Source organism: Microvirga solisilvae (assembly GCF_022808595.1).
In the GTDB taxonomy this organism is placed as follows: Bacteria; Pseudomonadota; Alphaproteobacteria; order Rhizobiales; family Beijerinckiaceae; genus Microvirga; species Microvirga solisilvae.
In genome coordinates this window covers 52071-75893 of sequence record NZ_JAKUCN010000004.1, presented here as the reverse complement: position 1 = coordinate 75893, position 23823 = coordinate 52071, and the positions used below count along the sequence as shown (strand labels likewise).

Annotated in this window: 25 protein-coding genes; 9 read left to right on the top strand and 16 right to left on the bottom strand. The window is 61.1% G+C overall.

The annotated features are described in order from the left end of the window. Positions 1–138 precede the first annotated feature (138 nt). From MJ639_RS10065 to MJ639_RS17835, 11 genes are all read right to left on the bottom strand, one after another. On the bottom strand, positions 139–987 hold the full coding sequence (locus tag MJ639_RS10065; protein WP_243371180.1) for a 23S rRNA (adenine(2030)-N(6))-methyltransferase RlmJ: 849 nt from the start codon (positions 985–987) through the stop codon (positions 139–141). Between the two features lie 9 nt (positions 988–996). Continuing rightward, positions 997–1563: a ribonuclease T2 family protein gene (locus MJ639_RS10060; protein WP_243371170.1), complete on the bottom strand. Its 567-nt coding sequence runs from the start codon at positions 1561–1563 to the stop codon at positions 997–999. A 92-nt stretch (positions 1564–1655) separates the two neighbouring features. Beyond that, on the bottom strand, positions 1656–2108 hold the full coding sequence (locus tag MJ639_RS10055; RefSeq protein ID WP_243371168.1) for a hypothetical protein: 453 nt from the start codon (positions 2106–2108) through the stop codon (positions 1656–1658). A 94-nt stretch (positions 2109–2202) separates the two neighbouring features. Further along, complete coding sequence (locus MJ639_RS10050; RefSeq protein WP_243371166.1) at positions 2203–3204, bottom strand: extensin-like domain-containing protein; 1002 nt, start codon at positions 3202–3204, stop codon at positions 2203–2205. Positions 3205–3742: 538 nt separating this feature from the next. Further along, the gene (locus MJ639_RS10045) at positions 3743–3979 is read right to left on the bottom strand and encodes a hypothetical protein (RefSeq protein WP_243371164.1); all 237 of its coding nucleotides are present in this window, start codon (positions 3977–3979) and stop codon (positions 3743–3745) included. A gap of 77 nt (positions 3980–4056) precedes the next feature. Then, positions 4057–4509: a molybdenum cofactor biosynthesis protein MoaE gene (locus tag MJ639_RS10040; RefSeq protein ID WP_243371162.1), complete on the bottom strand. Its 453-nt coding sequence runs from the start codon at positions 4507–4509 to the stop codon at positions 4057–4059. 5 nt (positions 4510–4514) lie between these two features. After that, positions 4515–4766: a molybdopterin converting factor subunit 1 gene (gene moaD, locus MJ639_RS10035; RefSeq protein WP_243371160.1), complete on the bottom strand. Its 252-nt coding sequence runs from the start codon at positions 4764–4766 to the stop codon at positions 4515–4517. 5 nt (positions 4767–4771) lie between these two features. Continuing rightward, positions 4772–5350, bottom strand: coding sequence for a CDP-diacylglycerol--glycerol-3-phosphate 3-phosphatidyltransferase (gene pgsA, locus MJ639_RS10030; RefSeq protein WP_243371153.1), 579 nt, complete (start codon positions 5348–5350; stop codon positions 4772–4774). Positions 5351–5443: 93 nt separating this feature from the next. Beyond that, positions 5444–7459, bottom strand: coding sequence for an excinuclease ABC subunit UvrC (gene uvrC / locus MJ639_RS10025; protein ID WP_243371151.1), 2016 nt, complete (start codon positions 7457–7459; stop codon positions 5444–5446). Positions 7460–7562: 103 nt separating this feature from the next. After that, on the bottom strand, positions 7563–9341 hold the full coding sequence (locus MJ639_RS10020) for a calcium-binding protein (protein WP_243371148.1): 1779 nt from the start codon (positions 9339–9341) through the stop codon (positions 7563–7565). Between the two features lie 368 nt (positions 9342–9709). Then, positions 9710–11677: a hypothetical protein gene (locus MJ639_RS17835; protein WP_279306589.1), complete on the bottom strand. Its 1968-nt coding sequence runs from the start codon at positions 11675–11677 to the stop codon at positions 9710–9712. A gap of 208 nt (positions 11678–11885) precedes the next feature. Here MJ639_RS17835 and MJ639_RS10010 point away from each other — a divergent pair, with 208 nt between their 5' ends. Together MJ639_RS10010 and MJ639_RS10005 are read left to right on the top strand one after the other, a co-directional pair. Continuing rightward, positions 11886–13046 carry a benzoate/H(+) symporter BenE family transporter gene (locus MJ639_RS10010; protein ID WP_243371141.1) on the top strand — a complete coding sequence of 387 codons (1161 nt, stop codon included), beginning with the start codon at positions 11886–11888 and terminating at the stop codon, positions 13044–13046. 62 nt (positions 13047–13108) lie between these two features. Beyond that, positions 13109–13579: a hypothetical protein gene (locus MJ639_RS10005; protein WP_243371139.1), complete on the top strand. Its 471-nt coding sequence runs from the start codon at positions 13109–13111 to the stop codon at positions 13577–13579. Positions 13580–13583: 4 nt separating this feature from the next. Here the strand turns inward: MJ639_RS10005 and MJ639_RS10000 are convergent, their stop codons facing one another. Continuing rightward, complete coding sequence (locus MJ639_RS10000; protein ID WP_243371137.1) at positions 13584–13895, bottom strand: hypothetical protein; 312 nt, start codon at positions 13893–13895, stop codon at positions 13584–13586. A 250-nt stretch (positions 13896–14145) separates the two neighbouring features. Here MJ639_RS10000 and MJ639_RS09995 point away from each other — a divergent pair, with 250 nt between their 5' ends. Continuing rightward, a complete protein-coding gene (locus MJ639_RS09995) occupies positions 14146–15078 on the top strand; it encodes a ribose-phosphate pyrophosphokinase (protein ID WP_243371135.1) in 933 nt (310 codons plus the stop codon). A gap of 60 nt (positions 15079–15138) precedes the next feature. Here the strand turns inward: MJ639_RS09995 and MJ639_RS09990 are convergent, their stop codons facing one another. Next, positions 15139–15870, bottom strand: coding sequence for a cobaltochelatase CobT-related protein (locus MJ639_RS09990; RefSeq protein WP_243371133.1), 732 nt, complete (start codon positions 15868–15870; stop codon positions 15139–15141). 411 nt (positions 15871–16281) lie between these two features. Between MJ639_RS09990 and MJ639_RS09985 the strand changes: the two genes are divergently transcribed. The 4 genes from MJ639_RS09985 to MJ639_RS09970 all read left to right on the top strand — a co-directional run bounded on the left by MJ639_RS09985 (position 16282) and on the right by MJ639_RS09970 (position 19486). Further along, positions 16282–16893, top strand: coding sequence for a 50S ribosomal protein L25/general stress protein Ctc (locus MJ639_RS09985; protein WP_243371131.1), 612 nt, complete (start codon positions 16282–16284; stop codon positions 16891–16893). Between the two features lie 520 nt (positions 16894–17413). Then, positions 17414–18037 carry an aminoacyl-tRNA hydrolase gene (gene pth / locus MJ639_RS09980; RefSeq protein ID WP_243371128.1) on the top strand — a complete coding sequence of 208 codons (624 nt, stop codon included), beginning with the start codon at positions 17414–17416 and terminating at the stop codon, positions 18035–18037. Positions 18038–18041: 4 nt separating this feature from the next. Continuing rightward, a complete protein-coding gene (ychF, locus tag MJ639_RS09975) occupies positions 18042–19139 on the top strand; it encodes a redox-regulated ATPase YchF (protein ID WP_239349255.1) in 1098 nt (365 codons plus the stop codon). 182 nt (positions 19140–19321) lie between these two features. Next, the gene (locus MJ639_RS09970; RefSeq protein ID WP_243371123.1) at positions 19322–19486 is read left to right on the top strand and encodes a hypothetical protein; all 165 of its coding nucleotides are present in this window, start codon (positions 19322–19324) and stop codon (positions 19484–19486) included. Here the strand turns inward: MJ639_RS09970 and MJ639_RS09965 are convergent. Then, the gene (locus MJ639_RS09965) at positions 19483–19908 is read right to left on the bottom strand and encodes a group III truncated hemoglobin (protein ID WP_243371121.1); all 426 of its coding nucleotides are present in this window, start codon (positions 19906–19908) and stop codon (positions 19483–19485) included. The genes MJ639_RS09970 and MJ639_RS09965 overlap by 4 nt on opposite strands. Positions 19909–20020: 112 nt before the next feature. Beyond that, positions 20021–21181 carry a hypothetical protein gene (locus MJ639_RS09960; RefSeq protein WP_243371110.1) on the bottom strand — a complete coding sequence of 387 codons (1161 nt, stop codon included), beginning with the start codon at positions 21179–21181 and terminating at the stop codon, positions 20021–20023. Between the two features lie 211 nt (positions 21182–21392). On the opposite strand from MJ639_RS09960, the gene nfi reads away from it, so the two are divergent. Continuing rightward, complete coding sequence (nfi, locus tag MJ639_RS09955) at positions 21393–22070, top strand: deoxyribonuclease V (protein ID WP_243371109.1); 678 nt, start codon at positions 21393–21395, stop codon at positions 22068–22070. A 33-nt stretch (positions 22071–22103) separates the two neighbouring features. Beyond that, a complete protein-coding gene (locus MJ639_RS09950) occupies positions 22104–23120 on the top strand; it encodes a MaoC family dehydratase (protein WP_243371107.1) in 1017 nt (338 codons plus the stop codon). 114 nt (positions 23121–23234) lie between these two features. On the opposite strand, the gene MJ639_RS09945 is transcribed toward MJ639_RS09950, so the two are convergent. Next, positions 23235–23810, bottom strand: a complete 576-nt coding sequence (locus MJ639_RS09945; RefSeq protein ID WP_243371105.1) for an HD domain-containing protein — start codon at positions 23808–23810, stop codon at positions 23235–23237. Positions 23811–23823 lie beyond the last annotated feature (13 nt).

Sequence of the window (23823 nt, the reverse complement as noted above, 5' to 3'; positions counted from 1 at the left end):
TGAACGTCAGCATTCATGGACCCTCTCAGGCAAGGCGGCAATGCGTATAAGGGATCGTTCCACTAACGTTGGACGATCCCTCCTTCAGAGAGACGCAGTTTTTGACGCGAACCGGATCCACTTCGCTAGAAAACTGCTTCAGGCAGGAGGACCGAAGGCTTCACAGCGATATGCCCCATAGCCGCTGCGGGAGAGACGCTCGGCGAGAGCGGGCAGAAGAATCTCCGCCTCATCCTTCAGGGACCAGGGTGGATTGATGACGAAGAGCCCGCTGCCATTGAGCCGTGACGGATCGCGCGGATCTTCTACATAGAGTTCGAGGCGAAGACCCGGACGCGGGCTCTCCTTGTTCAGGCGCGCCACCACCGCATCGACCGCGCCAACATCCTTGATCGGATACCAGCCGGCATAGACGCCCGTTTCCCATTTCCTGAGCGCGGCAAGAAGCTCGGTGCCCAGCCGCTCCAGTTCGCCCGTCTTCTCGTAAGGCGGATCGATCAGCACGAGACCGCGCTTCTCCTTCGGCGGAATGAGCGCATTGAGCGCCGTCCAGCCGTCGAGATGCATCACCTTCAGGTTCGAGACTTCATTGAAAGCCTCGCTCAGCACCTCGACATCGGCAGGATGCAGCTCGACGAAGACGCCGCGATCCTGACGGCGCAGCAGCTCGCGCACGATGCCGGGCGAGCCGGGATAGATGGTTTGCCCGTGCCGCGCGCGCACATCCGCGATCACTTTGCGATAAGGCGCGAGGATTTCCTCGACCTGCGGAGAGAAAGGCTCGTCGAGCCTGCCGACGCCTTCGACCCATTCGCCCGTCCGCTCGGCCTCGTCGGCGGTGAGGTCGTAAAGGCCGATGCCCGCATGGGTGTCGATGACGCGAAGCGGCGTTTCCTTGCGCTGCAGATAGGCAAGGACCCGCACCAGGAGAGCGTGCTTCATGACGTCGGCGAAATTGCCGGCGTGAAAGGCGTGGCGATAGTTCATCTTTCGTCCTTACCGGACCGCCGGGATCGTCAGCTCGCCCGAGCGGCAGCCGTCGCGGTCGACCTCGGGGCAGCGACGGAAGCCGCGCAGATCCTTGTCGAGGCAGATCCGCACTTCCTGGAAGATGCGTCGCCCACAGGACACCGCGATCATGTCGGGGCGCAGTCCGGGATTAACGCTCATGAAGGCCTGTTCGATCTCGCTGGGCAGAACCTTCGAGCGATCGCTCAAAGCCTTGAAGCCATCAGGGATGCGAACGAGCTCCCGGGCCCGTTTGACGGCTTTGAAATAGCCGCCCGGACTTTCGCCGGTGCAGCTGCCGTGCTTGCGCCATTGGTAGCGCGCGAGATTGTCGTCAGGGAAAAGGCCTTTTGCGTCGGCCATGGCCGTCATCGGCACGAAGCGGCCGCTGGGCTCGCAGAAGCTGGGATAGCCCTGCTCCATCTGCGGCCAGAGGCCATGCACGACGAAGCCGAGGCCGCTGCCCGTATCGCATTGTCTGCTCTTCCGGCCGCTGATCTCACAGAAGCCGGGCGACCAGGAAAGGGCGAGCACATAGAAATCGAATTGCCCCATGGGGGCTCCCCTCGCCTCACGCGGCCCCTGGGCAACGGAAGGCGAGGCAAGGAGAAGGCAGGCGCCCGCGAAGGCGAAGCACCAGCGCAGGATCAAGGAGCAGCCTGCTTGCAATGGGGAGCGTAGGCGTAGTTGCGGTCGAAGCCGTCCACGCAGGAATCGGTGCTCCAGCCGATGCCGATGAAGCCCAGATCCTCACGGATGGAGAAGTTCACCTTGTGGCGGAAGCCGTCCGATACGACGGCCGTGCCCGTGCAATAGCGACGCGGAATGTAATCGAGACCGGCAGGACGCCAGGCCACTTCCTCGATCTGCTCAAAGGCAAGGATCTGCGCGTTGGAGTTCCAGAACTGGCGCTCCTTGTTTGCGAAATTAGAGGCAACGTTGTGGAGAACAGCCCCTTCGGCGCAAGCCGGCAGACCGGCACTGAAGCCCTTCAAATCGAGAAGGTGCGCCCGCTCACGGCGCTCGGCCGGAGTTATCTCACGGGAGAACGCGGGGGCGCTCAACAGCATGCAGGAGATAATTGCCGCCAGCCACTTCATTCTAATACTCCAAGGGGTCGTCTGCAGACTCGACAGATTGTGTCCCATCGACCATGTGGGCGAGCGCTGACAAGGTCAAGGCTCCGCTCAACGTTTAATAGGCAGCGTGTCTGTTCAGCACCAGGGGCTGACCCGCTGAAGACTGCATGGGCGCCCCCGGCGAACGCGGCGGGGCATAGGTCTGCTGAGGCTGATAGCCCTGTTGTGGATACGGGCTGCCATATCCCGGAGGGGGCGGAGGCGCATAGAGGTCCTGGGGCTGGTTGCCGGAATAGCCTGTATTGGCCCGATATTGCGGTGCGGGCGGCGGCACGGGAGCCGAAACCACAGGCGGGGCCATGGGAGCACCTCTGGGAGAGGCCGGCTCATAGGCCATGGAGGCGGCGTCCTCCGGCACGTCCTGCTCCATCTCCACGGGCGGCAGATCGTTCTGGTTGCTCACGCTCTGGAGGATCTGGCGGCTTTGCTCGGGATCGATTCGCGGCGCGAATTTGAGGATCGGCTTGCAGATGCGGCGCTCGCCGCGCGGGTCATGCCGGGCCAGGTCGATATGCAGGTGGTCGTAGTGGAAGGCATCGGAGCCCGGACCGAGAACCGTCGTGAAATACCGGCAGGCGCCGACAAAGGCCTCGCGCAGGAAGTCCTGCTCGGCGGGATCGTTGCTCCGCCAGCCCTTCACGATCGAGACCTCGCGGCCGTCGGCCAGAACGAAGGCCATCACGTCCATGGCGTTGCCGAAGGAATGCTCGGAGAGCTTGGCGCCGCGCTGGTTGTTGCGCGGGCGGCAGGAATAGGAGCCGGCTTTGACGTCCACCAGCGGCACGCCGAAATACATCATGGCGGCCGGCTTCACGATCTCGTTGAGCCAGGTGTCGATGCGGGGAATGATCGGACAGGCCAGGGTCACCTTGGACTTCAGGCCGACCTCGCCATTGTTGAAGGCCGCCACCTTGAAGGGATATTCCATGCCGCAGACGCCGGGCCCGTCGATCTTCGACGACATGGCCACATAGGCCGAAGGCTGGACGAGCTTCTCGGCCAGGCAGGCCTCTTCGGCCTGCGCGCGCCAAGGCTCGCGCTGTTCAAACCGAAACAACCCGCAACCGGTCAAACCGAGCCCAACAAGCGATAGGGCAACAAACGCAACTAACCCACGACGCATGGGACGGACCCTAACGGGCCCGGGTAAACATCCCGTCAACACGGGGGCCCGAAACGAGAATCAGGCTCCGATGTTAAGCGTAGCGGGGGAAAGACGGGGACCGCCGCCGTGCCGAGGGCGCGGTTTTGAAATATTTTCTACTTCCCAAAGGGAGGTTTCTTCTTAATCAGGGCAAGGAGTTAACCATTTGTTAACCATCTTTTTGGTTGAATAATAGTATTTAACAGACCTTGCCGGCTCTTTTCAGAACCTCTTCGTTTTGGTAGGTTCCCCTTCGTTCAGACAGGGGGTTTTCACCATGCACCTGACATCTCATGCCGATTGGGTCGCGAAGCTCAACATTGCCGCTGCCTGCCTTTCGTTCTCCTTCATTTGCGCCATCGTCGTCGGAATTTTCTAAGACGAGTGCCGCCTTCGCGGCTGAAGCAACCGGATTCGTTTTCTGAAACACCGCCCCCATCGGGCGGTTTTTTCATGCCTCGGGACAGGGCTTGGACGTGATGATCCAGGACATCACGTTGAGCGCCATGTCGCATTGGGCGACGCGCGGCCCCTCTGCGGTTTTCAGGCACACCGTCTCCCCCTCCGCATAAAACCGGCCTTGAGCGCGGCAATAGCAGTCGAGAGGATTGTGCCCGGGCGCCTGCACATATTCGGCATCGGCGGGCGAGCCGGACATCAGAGCGAGAAAAACCAAGACGTTGGGCATAGGCGCCTCCGCTTGCACTCTCGATCCTATGGTCCTCCTGTCGGGAAGACGGGTCAAGGCGCGCGCTCCGGCGAGGATCAGCTCCACCGCTCCATGGCGGCATCGTCCGCATCCTTGGCCTCGACCCAGGCGCCGGTCGTGCCGTCCGTCAGATGCTCGCGCTTCCAGAACGGAGCGCGTGTCTTCAAGTAATCCATCATGAACTCGGCCGCCTCGAAGGCGGCGCTGCGGTGGGCACTGGCCGCGAGCACGAGCACGATGGGCTCTCCCGGCCGGATCAGGCCGAAGCGATGAATGACAGTCAGCCCCATGAGAGGCCAGCGCGCCTCGGCCTCATCGGCGATACGAGCGATCTCGGCCTCGGCCATGCCGGGATAATGCTCAAGCTCCAGGGCGGAGAGCCTGCCGCCTTCGTCGCGGCAGAAGCCGGTGAAGGCGACCGTTGCCCCGATATCGCCCCTCCCCTCCGCAAGAGCCGCCGTTTCGGCTGCGGCATCGAACGCCTCGGCCTGAATGCGGATGGTGGCCATGGCCCCTACCCGCCGGTCATGGGCGGGAAGAACGCGATTTCCCGCGCGCCCGCAATCGCGGCTTCAGGTTTCGCATGCACATGATCGATGGCGGCCCGGACGATGCTCTCGTTCTCAAAGGCGTATTCGTATTCCTCGCCGCGCGTCTTCAGCCAGCGCACGAGATCGGCGATCGTGGCGATGCCTTCGGGCAGATCGATGGTCTCGTCCGTCTTGCCGACCCGCTCTCGCACCCAGGCAAAATAGACGAGCTTCATCGCCGTCATTCCTCGTCTATCAGGTGCTGAATGCCGGTTCTGAGATAATCCCAACCGGTATACAGCGTCAGGATCGCGGAAACCCACAGAAGGCTCAGCCCGATCATCGTGTTTCCGGGCAGCACCGTATCGCCTGCCGGGCCGGCGATGAGGAAGCCGAGGGAGAGAAGCTGGAACGTGGTCTTCCACTTGGCGACGCGGCTCACCGGCACGCCGACCTTCAGCTCGGCCAGGAACTCGCGCAGGCCCGACACCAGGATCTCGCGGCAGAGAATGACGAGGGCAGCCCAGATGTGCCAGCTGTAGATCGTCTTGTCCGAGACCAGCATGAGCAGGCAGGCCGCGACCAACAGTTTGTCGGCGATAGGATCGAGCATACGACCAAGCGCCGATTGCTGCGAGAACGTGCGGGCTATGTAGCCGTCGAAATAATCGGTGATCGCTGCGAGGGCGAAGAGCAGCAGAGCGAACCAGCGTGACCAGTGATCCTCCGGCCAGAACAGCAGGCCGACTACGGCCGGCACCGCAACAAGCCGGCCATAGGTCAGCATATTGGCGAGATTGAAGGCCTTCGACCGGCGCATGGAACGTGTAGTGCTCATGAGACAGGCAGGAAGCATGTCTCGACGCGGTCCGTCAACCGTGGCCCACCCCACATTGCCGTGACCCTGTTCGCTTTATCCCCGCTCATGGAAGAAGTCGTATACAGCCCGTGCCGTGGCGGCGTTCACGCCGGGAGCCTTCATCAGGTCTTCCAGGGCCGCGCGTTGGATCGCCTTGACCGTCCCGAAATGGTGCAACAGCGCCCGCTTGCGGGTGGGACCGATGCCGGCGATCTCGTCGAGCGGGTTCTTGACCATCTCGCGCTTGCGCTTGGCGCGGTGCGTGCCGATGGCGAAGCGGTGCGCCTCGTCGCGAAGCCTCTGCACGAAATAGAGCGCCGGATCCCTCGGCGGCAGCTTGAAGGGCGGCTGGCCTACCTTGAAGAAGGTCTCGCGCCCCGCATCGCGGTCGCGCCCCTTGGCGATGCCCACGAGCGTTACGTCGCTCTCGGAAACACCCACATCCGCCAAAGCCTGACGCGCCGCCTCCAACTGCCCCTTGCCACCGTCGATGAGAACGAGATCGGGCCATGCGGGAAAAGCGTCGTCAGGATGTTGCCGATCCGCATTCTCCTGCTGATCGGGCCCTCGCGGCTCCTCCTTCACGAGGCGTGCGAAGCGCCGCTGCAGCATCTCGCGCATCATGCCGTAATCGTCGCCGGGCTTCAGGTCTTCCGACTTCATGTTGAAGGTGCGGTAATGCTGCTTCATGAAGCCGTTCGCGCCCGCCACCACCATCGCGCCCACGGCGTTGGTGCCCATGATGTGCGAGTTGTCGTAGACTTCCACGCGCTTGGGCGCCTTCTCCATGCCGAAGGCTTGGCCGAGCGAGATGAGCAGCTTTTGCTGCGAGGCCGTATCCGCCAGACGGCGTCCGAGCGCCTCCTTCGCATTGCGCAGGACATACTCGATGAGCTGACGGCGCTCGCCGCGCTGCGGGGCGTGAATTTCCACGCGAGTCTCTGTCTTCGTCGAAAGCGCTGCCGCCATCAGCTCCGCATCCTCGATCTCATGCGAGAGAAGGACGAGGCGCGGCGCGGGCTTGTCGTCGTAAAACTGCGCGAGGAAGGAGCCCAGAACCTCGTCAGGAGTCATGGACTTGTCGGCCTTCGGGAAATAGGCGCGGTTGCCCCAGTTCTGCCAGTTGCGGAAGAAGAACACCTCCACGCAGAACTGCCCCGCCTGCTCGTCGAGGGCAAACACATCGGCCTCTTCCACCGACTGCGTGTTGATGCCCTGCACGCCCTGAATGGCGGACAAGGCCGCGAGCCTGTCGCGACAGCGCGCAGCGCGCTCGAATTCGAGCTCCTCCGAGGCCTGCTGCATCTCTTCCGTGATGCGCTGCTTCACGGCATTCGATTTACCCGACAGGAAGCCACGCGCTTCCGAGACGAGACCGGCGTATTCCTCCGACGAGATCTCGTTGGTGCAAGGCCCCGAGCAGCGCTTGATTTGGAACAGCAGGCAGGGCCGGGTGCGGTTCTCGAAATAGCTGTCGTTGCACGAGCGCAGCAGGAATGCGCGCTGCAGCGCGTTGATCGTGCGGTTGACCGCCCAGACGCTCGCGAAGGGGCCGTAGTAATCGCCCTTGCGCTTTCGCGCGCCGCGATGCTTCACGAGCTGAGGCGCTTCGTGGTCGGCGGTGAGCAGGATATAGGGCAGAGACTTGTCGTCCCGCAAAAGCACGTTGTAGCGGGGCTTGAGCTGCTTGATGAGATTGGCCTCGAGCAGCAGCGCCTCGGTTTCCGTCGCCGTGGTGACGAATTCCATCGAGGTGGTTTCGCCGATCATGCGGGCGATGCGGTTCGAATGCGCCTGGCCGCGGGCATAGGAGCCCACGCGATTCTTCAGGCTCTTCGCCTTGCCCACATAGAGAACGTCGCCCTTCGCATCCATCATGCGGTAGACGCCCGGCGCGTTGGGCAGCGTAGTCCAAAAACGCTTGATGACCTCGGTTCCCCGCTGGACCGAGTTGGGATTGGCCTCAAGGTCGAATTCGACATCCGAGCCGCTCTCCACGGCTACGCTGTCGTCATCCTCCTCGTTGTCCAGGATATCGGGGGGAACGTCGTTATAGGTATTGCGACTCATGAGGGAGATTTAAGCACTCCAGAGTCGTCAGGAAAGGGGCTTCCCTTTCCGAGAGACAGGGGAGCACGAGCCTTCGCCCATGCTCCCCTGCCCTGGGAGATGCTTAGGTGATGATGAACTCGCCGTAGCCCATCTTCAGACCCTTGGCCATGGTGGCGATAAGGACCTGCTTGGACGAACCGGTGCCGTCGGCATCGTAGTAGAGATAGCCCTTCTTGTCGTCGTAGATGACGCGGTCGCTGGTATCGTGCGCCTTGGCACCCTTCCAGAAGGCGGAGGCCGCGAGCTTGCCGGCCTTCAGCTTCGTGAAGACGGCATTCTCCAGATAGATCGTGTCATCCGCGACTCTGTAATCGGCGATCTTGTCAAAGTTGGATGAGGACGGCTTCGTGTTGAACACGAAGATGTCCTTGCCGGAACTGCCGTACAGAACGTCCTTGCCGAGACCGCCATTGATCTTGTCGTTGCCGGAGCCGCCATTGATGACATTGGCGCCCTTGTTGCCGGTGATCACATTGTTCAGCGAATTTCCGTAAAGCCGGATCGTGCCGGAGCCGGTCGCGACAAGATTCTCGACATACGAGGCCAAGGTATGGGTGATCGAGGTATAAACGACATCGGCCGTGCCGCCGGTGCTGGTCTCGACCACACGGTCTCCGGCATTGTCGACATAATAGATGTCGTTGCCTGTACCGCCTTCCATCCGGTCGGCACCCAGGCCGCCGTTGAGCACGTCGTTGCCGCCGTAGCCCTTCAGGGTATCGGCATTGCTGGTTCCAAGGAAACGATCGTTGCCGCCATCGCCTGACACCGTGACCGCGCCTTCACGCGGATCGAATGTCTGATAAAAGTTCTTGCCGGTCGGAGTATCCGACCATCCGAGAACGAAACGGCCGTCTTTTAGAACATTGATTTCGGCTTCATGTTGTTGGCCCGCCGTGCTCTGGCCGACCACAACGGGAGCATTCACGACCGCCCCGTCATTCGCATAAGTGCCGACATAAACGTCGGCATCGGCACCATAGCCGACATATGAGAGAACGAAGCCGCCTTGCGGCAAGGCCTTGACCTTGATCTCGTCCTTGCCTCCCAGGCTGTTGTTCAGAACAACATCTCCTCCTACAGCAACGCCTGCCGAGGTGAAGAAACGGGCCTTTAGGACATCGGCCTCACCCGTCTCGGCGGACCAGACATCCTCACGCCAAACAACGGCAAAGTTGCCGTTTGCGAGAGTGAGGATTTCCGCCTCGGCAAAGTTCGTCCGTCCGCTGACGTCAAGCGCGACCGTGTCGCCAGCTGCCGTGTGAAGATCGGCTTTGATAACGGTGCTGACACCGTCAGCAGCCCAAAGCCTGGCCACCGACACATAGCCGCCGTCGCTCAAACCTTCGACCCGATAACTGGAAGGGTTGCCGCCCATATCGAACTGCTTGGTGACGACACCCGCGCTGTTGATCTCCACAATCTTATTGTTTCTGTAGGCAATGACATAGCCGCCATGGGCCAGCGCCGCCAGTTCACCGGAGGAGCCGTTCGTATCGATCGTGGTGATGATCCCGCCGCCGGCGCCACCGGCATTCATGATCTTGCCCTCGAGGGTGGACCTGCCTTCAACGCCTCCCTCCGGGTAGCGCTGCCAGGATACCGCAAATTTGCCATTGGCCAGAGCGACCGCCGAGTAGGAAGCAACGTGCCCGCTGGTGGCAGGCTTGATCACGAAAGCCGAGCCGAGAACGATGCCCTCAGGAGTGTAAATCTGCCCCCAGAGCTCCTTACTGCCATTCCTCGTCGACAGCGCGAGAAACGTACCATCGCTCAAGATGGTCATGTGTTGGGGCATCGTCGCGTTGGACCATTGCGAACCGATTTGCGTCAGAGCCATATGAACCTCCCTGGTCTATGCATATTTATAACGTTTCATAATTGATCTAAAGTCTACAGCCTAGGTTAGTCTCAAGAGGACGCCCCCTATCAATTATGCATCCATGCAAATTATTCCCCTTTGGATTTATTTTCCTGAGCCTGAGAGCTTTGCGTTAAATGCAAAGGTTGGGCTGGGGATATCCCCGTCCTTCAGGTGGCCAAGGCTCTTTACAGACCGACATGAGCCATTCGCCATCGCTGCGGCCCCGAGCTCTTTGGAGGGATGCAGCCCCCCTTGATGGCTGCTAACGCGTTTTGGGTGGGAACAATAAGGCGCCTGGCAATTGCGAACGCCCGTGGCAGCTCCTGGGAGTTCGCCCCGCGCCCCTAGATAACCTGGAAATCCAGATAGCTCATGCCCGCGAGCTTGGGTTGGAGCTTGGCAATGATCTCGGAAGCCCCCTTGCCGGTGCCGTCCGCATCGTAACGCAGGTATCCGGTTTTGGTGTCGTAGAGGATATGATCGTCGGAATCCTTGGCCGCGGTGCCGAAGGTGAAGAATGCCTTCTTCAGCGTGCCGGTCTTGGAGCCCAGCTTTCGAAAGACGGCGTTCTCGAGCTGGATCGTGTCGTCCCTCACGTTGAAGTCGGTGATCCGGTCCAGGTCGCTTTTCCGGTTCGGCTTCGTGTTGAACACGAACACATCCCGCCCCGCGCTCCCGGTCAGCACATCGTTGCCGGTGCCTCCCATGAGCTTGTCGTTGCCGCCGCCGCCAATCAGAATGTCGTTGCCGCCGCCGGCCTGGAAGATATCGCTGCCGACGCCTCCCACGAACTTTTCGTTACGGGAGGATCCTCGAACGGATTCACTCGCCACATTGCCGACATTGAGAGTGAAGCTCTTGATGACGGAGAAGCCTTCCTTCTCCACCTGCACCCTTATGGTGTGAGAGCGAGCCTGCTCGTAGTCGAGCAGCAGACCATTGGCGACGGCGATCTTAGTCGTTCCATTTTCCGTCACGAGTTTGAACCGCCCGCCCGCAGTATCGACGAGTCGATAGGTAAAGGACTCTCCGGGCTCCTTGCCATCCACGCTCAATGTGCCCACGGACGTTCCAATTGCCGCGAGTTCTTTGATCGCGCTGCCGCTCAGCATGAGGTTCTTCACAGTGCCTTCGAGAATGAAACGCTGCTGATAAAGATTGTCGCGCGAGACACCTGTATCGAAGTCTGCGAAGGATTCATTCCAGGCAACGATGAAGCTGCCGTCTTTCAACACTGATACAGTAGATTCAGTGATCGTATCGGCGCTTGCCACGATGCGTTGCTCGACAGCAAGCAGCGCGTTTCCATTCTTGTCGTAACGCTGCTGATAGAGACCTTCCTGCCCTCGCTCCGCATTTCGCCACGTTACCATCCAGCCGCCATCGGCGAGAGCCGTCACTTGGGCATCGAGAAGCGCGCCATCGGGAAGAGTGTCGACCCGCTTGTCGACGGCATAAAGCGCGCGCCCCGTCTGATCGTAGCGCTGCTGATAGATGCCATCGCTCTGCCCGTAGGATCCCCATGTGACGACCCATCCACCATCCGCGAGCGCCACAACTTCCTGCCCCACCTGAGCGCCTTCGATCGTCAGGTTGATCCTGGTTTCCCCGCCTCGAGCATTGCCAAGCGCATCATAGCGTTGCTGATAGAGATCGTATGCTGAACTGTCCGGACTGTAGGAGCGCCATGTCACGACCCAGCCACCATCGGCCAAGGCGGTTATCGACGGCTCGTCCTGCTGGTCGGCTGTTGTGGTGTTGACGCGCTGCTCCGTCGCGTAGAGCGGCTGACCGGTCTTGCTGTAACGCTGCTGGTAGATGTCGGCGGCCCAGCGATCGACGCCGACTGACACCATCGACTGCCATGTCACCAGCCATCCGCCGTCAGCCAAGGCGACGACATCGGCCTGATCCTGATTCTTGACGCTGGTCTGGTTGACGCGAACCTCTCCGCCTTGGGCGATGCCCTGCGCATCGAAACGCTGCTGATAGATGCCCCAGCCCGATCCGTCCTGCCCGAAGGAGCTCCATGTGACGATCCACCCGCCATCGGGCAGTGAGGTCGTATGCGGATCGTATTGCTGCCCGGCCGTCGTGGTGTTGACGAACTTGTCGCCTTCATAAAGCGCCCGGCCGCTGCTGTCGTAGCGCTGCTGGTAGATCTCGGAGCCCAAACCGTCATAGCGATCAGCGACCCAGGTCACCAGCCATCCACCATCCGCCAGGGCGGTCATGCGGGGTGTATCGTGCGCACCAACTGTAACCGCATTGATCTTTTGAGCGCCACCAATCGATTTGTTCAAAAACGGCATGGGCTTATGTCCCAATGAAAGGCTCTAAAACTGCAATGTTTCGACATAACATTACAAAATAATATGTCTATTCCCTAAGGTCAGATCTGCGGTGCTCCTGCCGATATGTCGCAGGCTGCTCCGAAATGGACCTGCCAGCTTTTCGGCCAGTAGCGCGGGGTGTGGGTTCGCGTTAAACGGCTAAGCCGTCCAAACCGGGAGAGCCGTGATGCGCCTGTCGATCGTCACATCAGCCGTCGTTGCGGCCCTTGTGGGCTTCGGCAGCACGATCGCCATCATCATCGCGGCGGCCCAGGCCGTTGGGGCCGACGCGGCGCAGACCACCTCCTGGGTGGCGGCGCTCTGCCTCGCCATGGCCGCCACCAGCGGCTTCTTGAGCATGCGCTACAGGATGCCCGTGGTCACGGCCTGGTCGACGCCGGGCGCGGCCCTGATCGCCGCCTCCAGCGGCATCTCCATCCATGCCGCCGTTGGGTGTTTCCTGATGGCAGGCCTGCTCATCATGCTGGCCGCCTTCATCAAGCCGTTCGGCCGGCTGATCGAGAAGATCCCCACCTCGATTGCAGCCGCCATGCTCGCGGGCGTTCTGATCCGCTTCGTCATGGCGGTGTTCGAGAGCGCGCAGGGAGCGCCCGGCCTCGTGCTGCCCCTGGTCGGCCTGTTCCTGGTCGTGCGCCTGTTCAATCCGGCGCTCGCCGTTCTCGCGGTCCTGTTCGTGGGCCTCGGCATCGCCTTCGGCGGCGGCCTCGCCCGCCCCCTCACCTCCGATTTCAGCCTCTCGACGCTCACCTTCATCGCCCCCTCTTTCGAGCCTGCGGCTCTGATCGGATTGGGTCTTCCCCTTTTCCTGGTGACCATGGCCTCGCAGAACCTGCCGGGCTTCGCGGTACTGCGCGCCTCCGGCTACAACCCGCCGACCCGGCCGATTCTGGCAGTGACGGGCCTCGCCTCCATGGTGACGGCCCTGTTCGGAGCCCATACCAGCAACCTCGCCGCCATTTCCGCCGCCATCTGCACCGGGCCAGATACCCATCCCGATCCGGGCAAGCGCTGGATGGTCGGACCGTTCTACACCCTGAGCTATCTCGTCTTCGCCGCCTTCAGCGCCGCGCTGATCGGCCTGATCGCGGCCCTGCCGCCGGAACTGATCAAGACGGTGGCGGGCCTCGCCCTCATGGGAGCCTTTGCTGGTGCCCTGGGCTCGGCCCTCTCCGAGGAGGCGAAGCGCTTTCCCGCCGTGCTGACGCTGGCCGTCACCGCCTCCGGAATTACGCTATACGGAATCGGCTCCGCCTTCTGGGGATTGGCCGCCGGCCTGATCGCCCTCGGTCTCGACTTCCTCATCCTTCAACTGCGCAAGCGTGGCTGAACTGGACGAGCGCGCCCGTCACGGTTAATGTTTCATTACCGAGAAAAAGAACGGGAGCCTTCATGGCCGGGAAACGCTGGGGACGGATTGCTGCAATCGTGATGACGGCTGCCTTGAGCGCCTGCCAGGGCTCCCTCATGAGCGGCTCGCCCGAGGGCGTGCCGGTGGCGCTGGAAAGCATCGACGGCGCCCCTGCCCCGGTTCAAACGGCCCTGCTCGGCGAACTCGCGACCGCAGCCTCCGACCGTAAAGTCGATCTGGTCGGCTCAAGCGCTCAGGCCCGTTATCGCATCCGCGGCTATCTCTCCGCCACCACAGAGGATGGAGAAACCAAAATTTCTTATGTCTGGGATGTGTTCGATTCCCAAAAGCGCCGTGCCAAGCGCCTGGCCGGATCCAACCCGGCCAAAGCACCTGCAACCTCAATTTCAACACTCGACAAGGACACGCTCGCCGAGCTGGCTCAGGCCAGCATTGCCGAAATCGCCGAGTTCATCGTTGCAAGCAACGACGACACGACGGGTACGCCTTGAGATTTTATTGGTTGAAGCTGTTGATCAGAACTAGAGCCAACCCGAGGATCAGGATGAGGTAAGGCCAGAAACGCACTGGGATGAAGAACAAGCTGTCGTTATGCCCTAGCACGACCTTCTCGCCAGTGGAGGGATCTACGAGAACTCGCACCTCACGCTTGTTCAGCATATAAGATAAGGCCCAGGTGCCCACAGCCGCGAACACGGCCAGCGCTCCCATCTTCAAGGCCATAGGCCCAGGAATCGCACTTGCGGCCACCCCGCTGAGGGCAGCGATAAACACGATCAAAAATCCCCAACCACTCCAGATGATCATTATCTCAGCTCCTGGCCGCTAATTTGTGTCGATCATAGGTTGTATTATTATATAATAACATTTCACTCAAGATGAGCGATCTTCCGCCAGTTCCCGACTCGACATGCTATCCACATTTCGCTGAAGGCTGACGGTACCATATTTGCATGTTGTGAGGGTTTCTCATCGCTGCTAAGAGCCATGCGCCTGGCCGCGCGGAGGATGATCGTCGCGCAGCGGGCTCGGGTCACTCAAAGCAGAAGTCGCTTGCATGAAGCTCGTTGCGGGAAATTCCAACCGTCCCCTGGCCGAGGCCATCTCCGCCTATCTCAATGTGCCGCTGGCCAAGGCCCAAGTGAAGCGCTTCGCGGACATGGAAGTGTTCGTCGAGATCCAGGAGAATGTGCGCGGCGAGGATGTTTTCATCATCCAGTCGACTTCGTTCCCCACGAACGACCATCTGATGGAACTCCTGATCATCACCGATGCGCTCCGCCGCTCTTCGGCCAAGCGCATTACGGCGGTGATCCCCTATTTCGGCTATGCCCGGCAGGACCGACGCATGTCGGGCCGCACCCCGATCTCGGCCAAGCTCGTCGCCAACCTGATCACCCATGCGGGTGTCGACCGTGTGCTGACGCTTGATCTCCACGCCGGTCAGATCCAGGGCTTCTTCGACATTCCGACCGACAACCTGTTCTCCGCACCGGCCCTCGCCCGTGACATCAAGGAACACCTCGACGGCGGCAACCGGGTGGTGGTCTCGCCGGACGTGGGCGGCGTGGTGCGCGCCCGCGCGCTCGCCAAGCGCATCGACGCCCAGCTCGCCATCGTGGACAAGCGCCGCGAGCGCCCGGGTGAGTCCGAGGTCATGAACATCATCGGCGACGTGTCCGGCCGCTCCTGCATCCTGGTGGACGACATCGTGGATTCCGGCGGCACCCTGGTGAACGCCGCCGACGCCCTCCTCGCCCAAGGCGCGAAAGAGGTCTATGCCTACATCACCCATGGCGTGCTCTCGGGCGGCGCGGTGGCTCGCATCGCAGGCTCGCGCCTGAAGGAACTGGTGATCACCGATTCCATCTTGCCGACGGAAGCCGTGAAGGTGGCGCACAACATCCGCGTCATCTCGATCGCCCCGCTGATGGGCGAAGCCATCGGCCGCACGGCGACGGAAAGCTCGGTGTCGAGCCTGTTCGACTGAGCAAAAAGCAAGCTGCTACAGTCGGATGTACTGCTATGGAATTCGGCGCCGTAAGCCGGGTCAGTGATAGACCCCTTGCGGCTGGTCGGAATCCGCGTCGACCAGCACTTTTTCCAGGAGATCGATGAGAGGGCCTCTCAGATCGCCCGGTGTCGTGATCTCCGCCGAGAGCCGGTAAAGCCCCTCGGAGGCATAACAGATCCCGAGTCCCGCAACCGCAATATCGCCAGCAGCCTTTACCTCGGCGAGCACCTGAACCAGATGGCGCATGAGGTAACCGTCTCCATTCGCATGAAGAGTCGAGTCGTCAACCGGCGCACCATCCGAGAGAACGATCAGTTTCTTTCGTGTCTCAGGCCTCATGCGCAGGCGTTCCACGGCCCACTCGATGGCTTCGCCGTCAACATTCTCCTTGAGAAGGTCGGGCAGAAGCATGGCACTCAGGTTCTGTGCGCTTCCTGGGAAGGTCTCGCTGGCTTCCCGATAGATGATATGTAGGAGATCGCACAGACGGCCAGGACAAGGAGGCTTGCCGCGGTTGAGCCAAAGCCAGCGCGATGTGCCGCCTTGCCAGGATGAGGTCGTAAATCCGAGGACCTCAACCTTGACCCCGAGGTTCACGAGCAATTCCGTTGCGATGGAGACCGCCTCCATGGTCAAGAGCGTCTTCTGGCCACGCATGGATCCAGAGTGGTCGATGAGGAGGCTGACAACCGTATCCTTAAGCCTGCCTTCTCCGATTTTGGTCTTCACCCGCGCGCCTGCTTCGAGAGCAGCGATGTCGGCCTGCATCCTCCAAGACTGAGTAAACGCGCGAAATTCCTTATAAAATTCTCGAAGAGGCTTTCCGTCGACAAGGGCAGGATCATGCTCCCGAATGAGGGCTTCCGATGTCACAATCCTGTCGAAGCGTTTCGTATAGGCACGATAGCCCCCATCCGCTGGCTTCTCAGGCGGGCTCTGGCGGGATAGAAAATGCCCGATGGCTTTCAGCAGGTTCCTCATGGCATCGACGTTATGAGATAACACCCCTTTCTGCCAGGGCTTCCGTTGCATTTCCGCCTGCTTTCCCCTATAAGCCGCCTCGCGCCCGCTCGACACCCTTGGAGGCACGGGCGCGGACCTCATGGCCGCCGGTAGATTTCCTTGATGGAAGCCTGGGCGGCCATCGGTTTTCTAACCACCCTTTTAAGGACCACGACCATGAGCGAAATTAAGCAAATCAAGGCCGTGGCGCGCGACCGGAGCGGCAAGGGGGCCGCCCGGGCCGTTCGTCGCCAAGGCCAAGTTCCTGCCGTCATCTACGGCGCCGGTCAGCCCGCCCAGGCGATCTCTCTCGATTTCAACCAGACGAAGCAGCTGATCTTCGCTGGCCACTTCCTGACCACGATCTTCGACATCGACGTCGACGGCAAGACGGTCCGCGCCATTCCGCGCGACTACCAGCTCGACCCGGTGAAGGATTTCCCCGTGCACGTCGACTTCCTGCGCGTCGCCAAGGGCCAGACCATCAAGGTCGTGGTTCCGGTGCACGTTGTCGGCCAGGAGAAGAGCCCCGGCGTGAAGCGCGGCGGCACGATCCAGATCGTCGAGCACTCGGTTGAACTCGCGGTTTCGCCCGACGCGATCCCGGACTTCATCGAGGCTTCGGTCGAGGGTCTCGACATCGGCTCCTCGGTCCACCTGAACGACATCAAGCTGCCGAAGGGCGCGAAGGCCACCTCCACGGAGAACGCCACCCTCGTCACCGTCGTGGCCCCGACCGGCCTGAAGGAAGAAGAGGCGGCTCCCGCTGCTGAAGGCGCCGCTGCCTAATCGGCTTTGATCGGGCGTTTAAAGCCCATCGATCGGCTTCAACGCTCCGACCGCAAGGCCGGAGCGTTTCATTATGAAAATGGGGAACCTGAGTTCTCACCATGAAGCTGATCGGAAGCAAGTTAGAGCGCGAAATCGAAAGGTCGTTGCGGTCGTCGCAGGCTTGGCTGCTGTCAGATCCTCACGCCAGGGCGCCCCGCTCGGTTCTGCTCAAACACTTCGGAGAGGTTCAATCGGCAATCCTGCTCAATTGGACACCTGACCAGGGCGAAGATTTCTACTCGTTCCTCGTCGATGGATCGAGCGTTGCTTCGTTCGAGCTGCCGAGAGGTGTCAACTTTAACCCGCAATTGGTCGAGGTCGAGGTTATCCATCCTCTGGAATGGAAAAGAGGATTGAGGGGAAAGAAGAATAATCTTACTTATCTCATCGCCATGCAGCTTGCTCGAGAGACGCTTCAGCACCCTAAGGATCAGTCTGAGCAGAAACGAGCATCCGATAACTATGAAGCCTCTCTTACATGCGTCTCTTCGTCGGCCTTGGTAATCCGGGAAATCGCTACGCCAAAAACCGCCACAATATCGGTTTCATGGCTGTGGACGAGATTGCGCGCGTTCATAACGCGGGTCCTTGGCGCAAGCGCTTTCAGGGCGAGACGGCGGATGCGGTGATCGGCGGCGAGAAGGTGCTGCTGTTGAAGCCGCAGACCTTCATGAACCTGTCCGGCCAATCGGTGGGAGAAGCGCAGAACTTCTTCAAGATCCCGCTGAACGACGTGACGGTTTTCTACGACGAGCTCGATCTTCCGCCCGCGAAATTGCGCGTGAAGATCGGCGGTGGCAATGCGGGCCATAACGGCCTGCGCTCGATCTCGGCCCATTGCGGCAACGATTATCGCCGCGTGCGGCTCGGCATCGGCCATCCCGGCCACAAGCCGCTCGTGCAGCACCATGTGCTCGGCGATTTCGGAAAGAGCGAAGAGGCATGGGTCGAAGACCTGTGCCGCATCATCGCGGACAATTCAGCCCTCCTCGCCAAGGGTGAGGACGGAAGCTTTCAGAACAAGGTCCACCTCGCCATGGAGGCGAGAGGCTGGACGGACGTGAAACGGCCCGGAGAAAAGGCCAACCAAACCAAGGAGTGAGGCCATGGGCTTCAAGATGGGCATCGTCGGCCTGCCGAATGTGGGCAAGTCCACCCTCTTCAACGCGCTGACGCAGACCGCTGCGGCGCAGGCTGCGAACTATCCGTTCTGCACCATCGAGCCGAATGTCGGCGACGTGGCGGTGCCGGACGACCGGCTCGATCAGCTTGCGGGCATCGCGGGCTCGGCGCAGATCATTCCGACGCGCCTCACCTTCGTGGATATCGCCGGCCTCGTGCGCGGCGCATCCCGCGGCGAAGGCCTCGGCAACCAGTTCCTCGCCAATATCCGTGAAGTCGATGCGATCGCTCACGTGGTGCGCTGCTTCGAGGACACGGACATCACCCACGTCGAAGGCAAGATCGATCCCATCGCCGATATCGAGACCATCGAAACCGAGCTGATGCTGGCCGATCTCGACAGCCTTGAGAAGCGCGTCACTGCGCTCGAAAAGAAGGCCAAGGGCAACGACAAGGAAGCGAAGGAAACGCTCGACCTCGTCAATCGCTGCCTGCCTCTGCTGCGCGACGGCAAGCCCGCCCGCATCGTGGAGCGCAAGCCTGAGGAAGAGCGCCTGTTCCAGATGCTGGGCCTCCTCTCCTCCAAGCCTGTTCTCTACGTGTGCAACGTGGAGGAATCCTCCGCCGACAAGGGCAACGGTTTCTCCGCGAAGGTGTTCGAGCGCGCGAAGGAAGAAGGCGCGAAGGCGGTTGTGGTCTCGGCCAAGATCGAGAGCGAGATCGCCGTTCTGCCGCCCGAGGAGCAGAAGGAATATCTCGAGGCCGTCGGCCTCGAAGAGCCTGGCCTGAACCGCGTGATCCGCGCGGGTTACGAGCTGCTCGGCCTCATCACCTACTTCACCGTGGGCCCGAAGGAAGCGCGCGCCTGGACGATCACCAAGAGCACCAAGGCCCCGGGCGCTGCCGGCGTGATCCATACGGATTTCGAGAAGGGCTTCATCCGCGCCGAGACCATCGCTTACGCCGATTACGTCTCGCTGAAGGGCGAAGCCGGCGCGCGCGATGCAGGCAAGCTGCGCCTTGAGGGCAAGGAATACGTCGTTCAGGACGGCGACGTGATGCACTTCCGCTTCAATACCTAGAGCATTTTCGGCGAAGTGGGTCCGGTTCGCCGTCAAAAATGCGACTTATCACAGAAGAGAGGTGGTTCCATGCCTGTGGAACCACCTCTAACCGTTAATAAATCTGTCGGAAACCTGAACGCCTGCTTTTTCGGGCGTTCAGGCCCGTTCTGCTTTGATGTCCTGCATGGAGGGTTGATCCCATGCAGGATGCTTTTGAAAACGCCATTGCCACGCTTGTCTCGCCCGGCCTCGGAACGGCCGAGTTTTTCGTTGCCGTGCTTGTAGCCTGCGGCCTTCTCATGATCGCGATTTCATCCCTCCTGCCGAGGGGCACCGCCGACGATCTGGAATGGTGGGAGCGCTAAGGCAGCCGCAACGCCTTCGGCCCGATGCCGAGGCCGATCTGCAGGCTCTCCGCAATGCGCTGAGCGCGGACGATAAAGAACTCCGCTGTATCCGGCTCGAAGATTTCGCGTGCCGTCTTTTCGAACAATGCAAGCCAGCGCGTGAACAGCTCAGGCGTGAGTTCAAGACCGAAATGCGCCGCCTGCGGCTTGCCGCTGTAGCGCGCCGTCCTTAGGGCAATCGAGGACCAGAAATCCACCATGATCGCCAGATGCTCGCTCCAGCGGCCCGAGAGCGCGTGGTGAAAGATCGGGCCGAGTTCGGAATCCTTCAGCACACGGTCGTAGAAAGTGACGACAAGCTCACGGATCATCTCCTCCGTCACGCTCTCGGCTGGCATGATGAGGGGAATGCTACGGCCTGTTGGAACGTGCTGGGTCAAACAAACCTCTCCTCTTCGCAGAACGGGATGGAAAGCAGATGCCTCCATCCCGGTCAAATGTCTTTGTTGAAGATCAAACCAGACCGCTCATAACGGTCTGGTTTGAGGTTATTCAGTGGTGGCTGTGAGGCGCGGCCTGAACAGCCTGAGATCCATGCGGGTGTTCTTTATTCGGCGCGTGGGTGGTCTGCTCGATGATCTGAGCTGCGCCGCCCTCAGCACCGTAGAACATTCCGTGCAGCCCCCAATAGCCCATGACGAACACCACGAGGGCAACCGCAAGGCCGGCAGGAACCGAAGCCAAACTCCCGAGGCGGGGCAGCGTCGGCACCTTCACCGCGATGGCTTTTGCGTCACGGCACGGATCGGCGGCGACGACGAAGAGAGCCGCCATGATCATCGCATGACCGACGAGGTCGATGCGGCCGAACGGGTAAACCGCGGTGAAGAAGATCACGAGCAGCGACACGGCCGAGAGACGACGCACCAGCGGGCTCCAGAGCAGGCCGAAGCCGAGGGTGAACTCAGACACGCCAGCCATGGGGATGAATACGTCGCGCGGCATGCCGAAGGTCAGGAAGGGCTTCTCCTCGACGAGCGGGTAGAACCAATCCGGATAGGCGAACTTCTCGAGGCTCGACCACATGAGCGCAATCGCGATGCCCCAGCGCAGAGCCATGAAGCGGCGCGCATGCCATTTCGGGTTATCGGTCGATGCCATCACGAGATAAGCCGCGACGCCGACACCGAGCGCGAGATAGTCGAGCAGGTGGAAGAAGTCGTATTCGCGAAGCGCCACCACCCAGAGAGCAATGATGCCGGCAGCGGCGATCGGCATGGTCCGGCGTGAGAACACGCAGGCCGCGATCAGAAGCTGCGCCCAGGAAATCACTTCCGAATTCGTCTTCAGATCAGGCGTAAGATAAATGCCGCCCACCGCGAAGATCGCAACGAAGAACGCGCCGATGGACACACGCATGAAATCGTCCGAGCGGCTCCAGAGCGGCGCGCTGACACGATCCAGACCCGACAGAACGCTGCGGCCGATGAAGGTGCGCTCGACCGTGAGCGTCGCCAAGAAGAAGGCGAGCACGAGACCGATGCCGGTCCAGAACCAGGTATTGGTGAGCGTGGCGCTGATCGGCTGCGGCGCCGCGTCGACAATGTAAGGGGCAAACCACTTCACATGCGCTTCTACAGGCAGCGCCCACATGGCGGTTCCAAGTGCGGCAAAGGCAGCCCCTGCCCGCTTCGTCATCATCATGATGTGCATGATATCCTCGTGACTCAGGTACTATCGTTTCAAGTCACGAGGGGGATACATCCGCTTGGGCGTAGCGAACATTCAGATCAAGTGCCTAAGGAATTCCCCTATGTATCCAAGGCTTGGCCATGAGCCTGAGCTTGTGACCCTTTGAAGCGCAAGACTCACGGATCGTTCCCCGACCTTGAGCGTTAGCCTGGCGACAAACTCTCTTCACCTCATGCAGCTTCATCACCGCCACCCCTGGAATCTCTCCCCCTCCGAGGCCATCGCGCTCCAGCAGGAGCTGCGGCGGGAGGTCGTGTCCGACAGGCCCATCGATCTCGATGCGGTCAAGCTCGTGGCAGGCGTCGATGTCAGCGTGAAGAACGAGCAATCGCAGGCTGCCATCGTCGTCGTGACCTATCCGGGCTTTCTGCCCGTCGAGACGGTGCTGGCGCAGCGCCCTACCCCATTCCCGTATGTTCCCGGCCTGCTGAGCTTCCGCGAGGGTCCGGTGCTGGAGGAAGCCTTCGAGAAGCTGAAGTCGGAACCTGACGTGTTCCTGTTCGATGGCATGGGCATCGCCCATCCGCGCCGCATCGGCATCGCGAGCCATATGGGCCTGTGGCTGCAGCGGCCCACCATCGGCTGCGGCAAGACCCTGCTCTGCGGGCGCTACAAGGATCTAGGCGAGGAGAAGGGCTCGGCAGCACCCCTGATCGACCGGAAGGAAACCATCGGGGTTGCGCTGCGCACCCGCACGGCCAAGAACCCGATGTTCATCTCGCCGGGGCATCTGGCCGATATCCCCAGCGCGACGGAACTCGTGCTACGCTGCTCACCAAAGTATCGCTTGCCCGAACCGATCCGCCTGGCGCACAACGCAGCTGGACAGTTCAGTCCCTCGCTGGTCTGAATCCAAGCGCATAAAACCCGCATAGAGCGAGCCATGCCCCGTTACGCTTTCGAAGACCTCACGCCCGGTACCACGCAGATGCTCGGGCCCCACACTGTCACCAAGGACGAGCTGCTCGCCTTCGCGCGCGAATACGATGCGCAGCCCTTCCACGTGGACGAGGTAGCCGCCAAGGACAGCTTCATCGGCACGCTCATCGCCTCGGGCTGGCACACCTGCTCGATCAACATGCGCCTGATCGCAGATCACCTGATCCTCGATTCCACGTCCCTGGGCTCGCCCGGCATCGAGGAGGTAAAGTGGATCAAGCCCGTGCGCCCCGGCGATACGCTTCGCTCGCGCATGACGATCCTGGACAGCCGCCCGTCGAAGAGCCGCCCTTCGCTTGGCCTCGTGAGCTTCCAGTTCGAGATGCTGAACCAAACGGACGAGACCGTCTTCACGCAGAAGAACTGGATCATGTTCGGCCGCCGCGATGCGGAGCCCGTCAAGGGCGCAGGCCCCAGCGCTCTCGCGGCTGCGGCTTCCGCCATGCCGGACCGCACGCCGAAGCGCGAGCTGCCGCACATTTCCTCCAACCCGTTCTTCGAGGATCTCGTGATCGGAGAGACGGAGGAGCTCGGCACCTACACGTTTGAAGCCGACGACATCATCGGCTTTGCGAAGCAGTTTGACCCGCAGCGTTTCCATGTGGATGCGGAAGCCGCGAAAGACAGCCTCTTCGGCGCGCTCTGCGCCTCCGGCTGGCATACGGCAAGCATATGGATGAAGCAGATGGTGGGCTATCGGAGCCGCATCCGCGAGCATGCGCTCGCTCACGGCTCGCGGCCCGCCAGGCTTGGCCCCTCGCCCGGCTTCAACAACCTGAAATGGCTCAAGCCGGTTTATGCGGGCGACACCATCACCTACCGCTCGACAGTGACAGGCAAGCGCGTATCGAATTCGCGCCCCGGTTGGGGTTTGGTGTTCCACCACAACGCTGCCACGAACCAGCACGGCGAGGAGGTCTTCTCCTTCGACGGCATGGTGTTCTGGGAGCGTCGCGCTTAATCGCATCGTCATCCCGGACGAAGCGTAGCGAAGATCCGGGATCGTTTGCAGGATCCAGCGCTTGTATCGTCACGCGATCCCGGATCGGCTGCGCCGTCCGGGATGACGTCCTTGTTAAAGGCGTTTCTGTTCAGCCCGCGCGCGCGTCTCTTCATCAAGAATGGCGCGGATCTGCGCGAGCAGCGGATGGGCGGAAGTGTGCTTGCGCCCATAGCCGAGATTGAAAGCGTAGTCGAAATCGGCGGGGTTCTTGCCTTGAACGTGCTGGAGAATGGTCTCCAGCTTGTCGAGGCCCTTGGCGAGAATGGCTTCCGGCGTTTGCGCCGCTTCGTACTCTTCCCACAACGACAAAATCTCTGCGCGCTTTTCAGCATGAAGTGATGTCGTCAGCACTTCCAGATCAGCTCTTTCCTGAGCGGATTTGTTGCTGCCTTCCGTCTGCATGATGGCGGGAATGTCGCCGCTCAGCGCCTCGCCGAGATCGTGTACGATGCAGAGCTTGATGAGGCGCAACACATCGATGCCGTCGAACTCATCCGCGAAGACGAGCGCCATGAGGCAAAGACGCCACGTATGCTCCGCCGTACTCTCAGGGCGCCCATCGGATGTGAAACCGCTGCGCAGGGTGCATTTCAGCCTTTCCGCTTCGCGCAGAAATTCCAATGCACCCAGGATGCGATCAGCCGTCATGACAGGCGTATCC

Excerpts from the sequence above, each read along its gene's own strand:
- MJ639_RS10065 (WP_243371180.1), bottom strand. The coding sequence starts at position 987 with ATGAACTATCGCCACGCCTTTCACGCCGGCAATTTCGCCGACGTCATG.
- MJ639_RS10060 (WP_243371170.1), bottom strand. The coding sequence starts at position 1,563 with ATGGGGCAATTCGATTTCTATGTGCTCGCCCTTTCCTGGTCGCCCGGC.
- MJ639_RS10055 (WP_243371168.1), bottom strand. The coding sequence starts at position 2,108 with ATGAAGTGGCTGGCGGCAATTATCTCCTGCATGCTGTTGAGCGCCCCC.
- MJ639_RS10045 (WP_243371164.1), bottom strand. The coding sequence starts at position 3,979 with ATGCCCAACGTCTTGGTTTTTCTCGCTCTGATGTCCGGCTCGCCCGCC.
- MJ639_RS10040 (WP_243371162.1), bottom strand. The coding sequence starts at position 4,509 with ATGGCCACCATCCGCATTCAGGCCGAGGCGTTCGATGCCGCAGCCGAA.
- moaD (WP_243371160.1), bottom strand. The coding sequence starts at position 4,766 with ATGAAGCTCGTCTATTTTGCCTGGGTGCGAGAGCGGGTCGGCAAGACG.
- pgsA (WP_243371153.1), bottom strand. The coding sequence starts at position 5,350 with ATGCGCCGGTCGAAGGCCTTCAATCTCGCCAATATGCTGACCTATGGC.
- uvrC (WP_243371151.1), bottom strand. The coding sequence starts at position 7,459 with ATGAGTCGCAATACCTATAACGACGTTCCCCCCGATATCCTGGACAAC.
- MJ639_RS10020 (WP_243371148.1), bottom strand. The coding sequence starts at position 9,341 with ATGGCTCTGACGCAAATCGGTTCGCAATGGTCCAACGCGACGATGCCC.
- MJ639_RS17835 (WP_279306589.1), bottom strand. The coding sequence starts at position 11,677 with ATGCCGTTTTTGAACAAATCGATTGGTGGCGCTCAAAAGATCAATGCG.
- MJ639_RS10010 (WP_243371141.1), top strand. The coding sequence starts at position 11,886 with ATGCGCCTGTCGATCGTCACATCAGCCGTCGTTGCGGCCCTTGTGGGC.
- MJ639_RS10005 (WP_243371139.1), top strand. The coding sequence starts at position 13,109 with ATGGCCGGGAAACGCTGGGGACGGATTGCTGCAATCGTGATGACGGCT.
- MJ639_RS10000 (WP_243371137.1), bottom strand. The coding sequence starts at position 13,895 with ATGATCATCTGGAGTGGTTGGGGATTTTTGATCGTGTTTATCGCTGCC.
- MJ639_RS09995 (WP_243371135.1), top strand. The coding sequence starts at position 14,146 with ATGAAGCTCGTTGCGGGAAATTCCAACCGTCCCCTGGCCGAGGCCATC.
- MJ639_RS09990 (WP_243371133.1), bottom strand. The coding sequence starts at position 15,870 with ATGCAGGCCGACATCGCTGCTCTCGAAGCAGGCGCGCGGGTGAAGACC.
- MJ639_RS09985 (WP_243371131.1), top strand. The coding sequence starts at position 16,282 with ATGAGCGAAATTAAGCAAATCAAGGCCGTGGCGCGCGACCGGAGCGGC.
- pth (WP_243371128.1), top strand. The coding sequence starts at position 17,414 with ATGCGTCTCTTCGTCGGCCTTGGTAATCCGGGAAATCGCTACGCCAAA.
- ychF (WP_239349255.1), top strand. The coding sequence starts at position 18,042 with ATGGGCTTCAAGATGGGCATCGTCGGCCTGCCGAATGTGGGCAAGTCC.
- MJ639_RS09970 (WP_243371123.1), top strand. The coding sequence starts at position 19,322 with ATGCAGGATGCTTTTGAAAACGCCATTGCCACGCTTGTCTCGCCCGGC.
- MJ639_RS09960 (WP_243371110.1), bottom strand. The coding sequence starts at position 21,181 with ATGCACATCATGATGATGACGAAGCGGGCAGGGGCTGCCTTTGCCGCA.
- nfi (WP_243371109.1), top strand. The coding sequence starts at position 21,393 with ATGCAGCTTCATCACCGCCACCCCTGGAATCTCTCCCCCTCCGAGGCC.
- MJ639_RS09950 (WP_243371107.1), top strand. The coding sequence starts at position 22,104 with ATGCCCCGTTACGCTTTCGAAGACCTCACGCCCGGTACCACGCAGATG.
- MJ639_RS09945 (WP_243371105.1), bottom strand. The coding sequence starts at position 23,810 with ATGACGGCTGATCGCATCCTGGGTGCATTGGAATTTCTGCGCGAAGCG.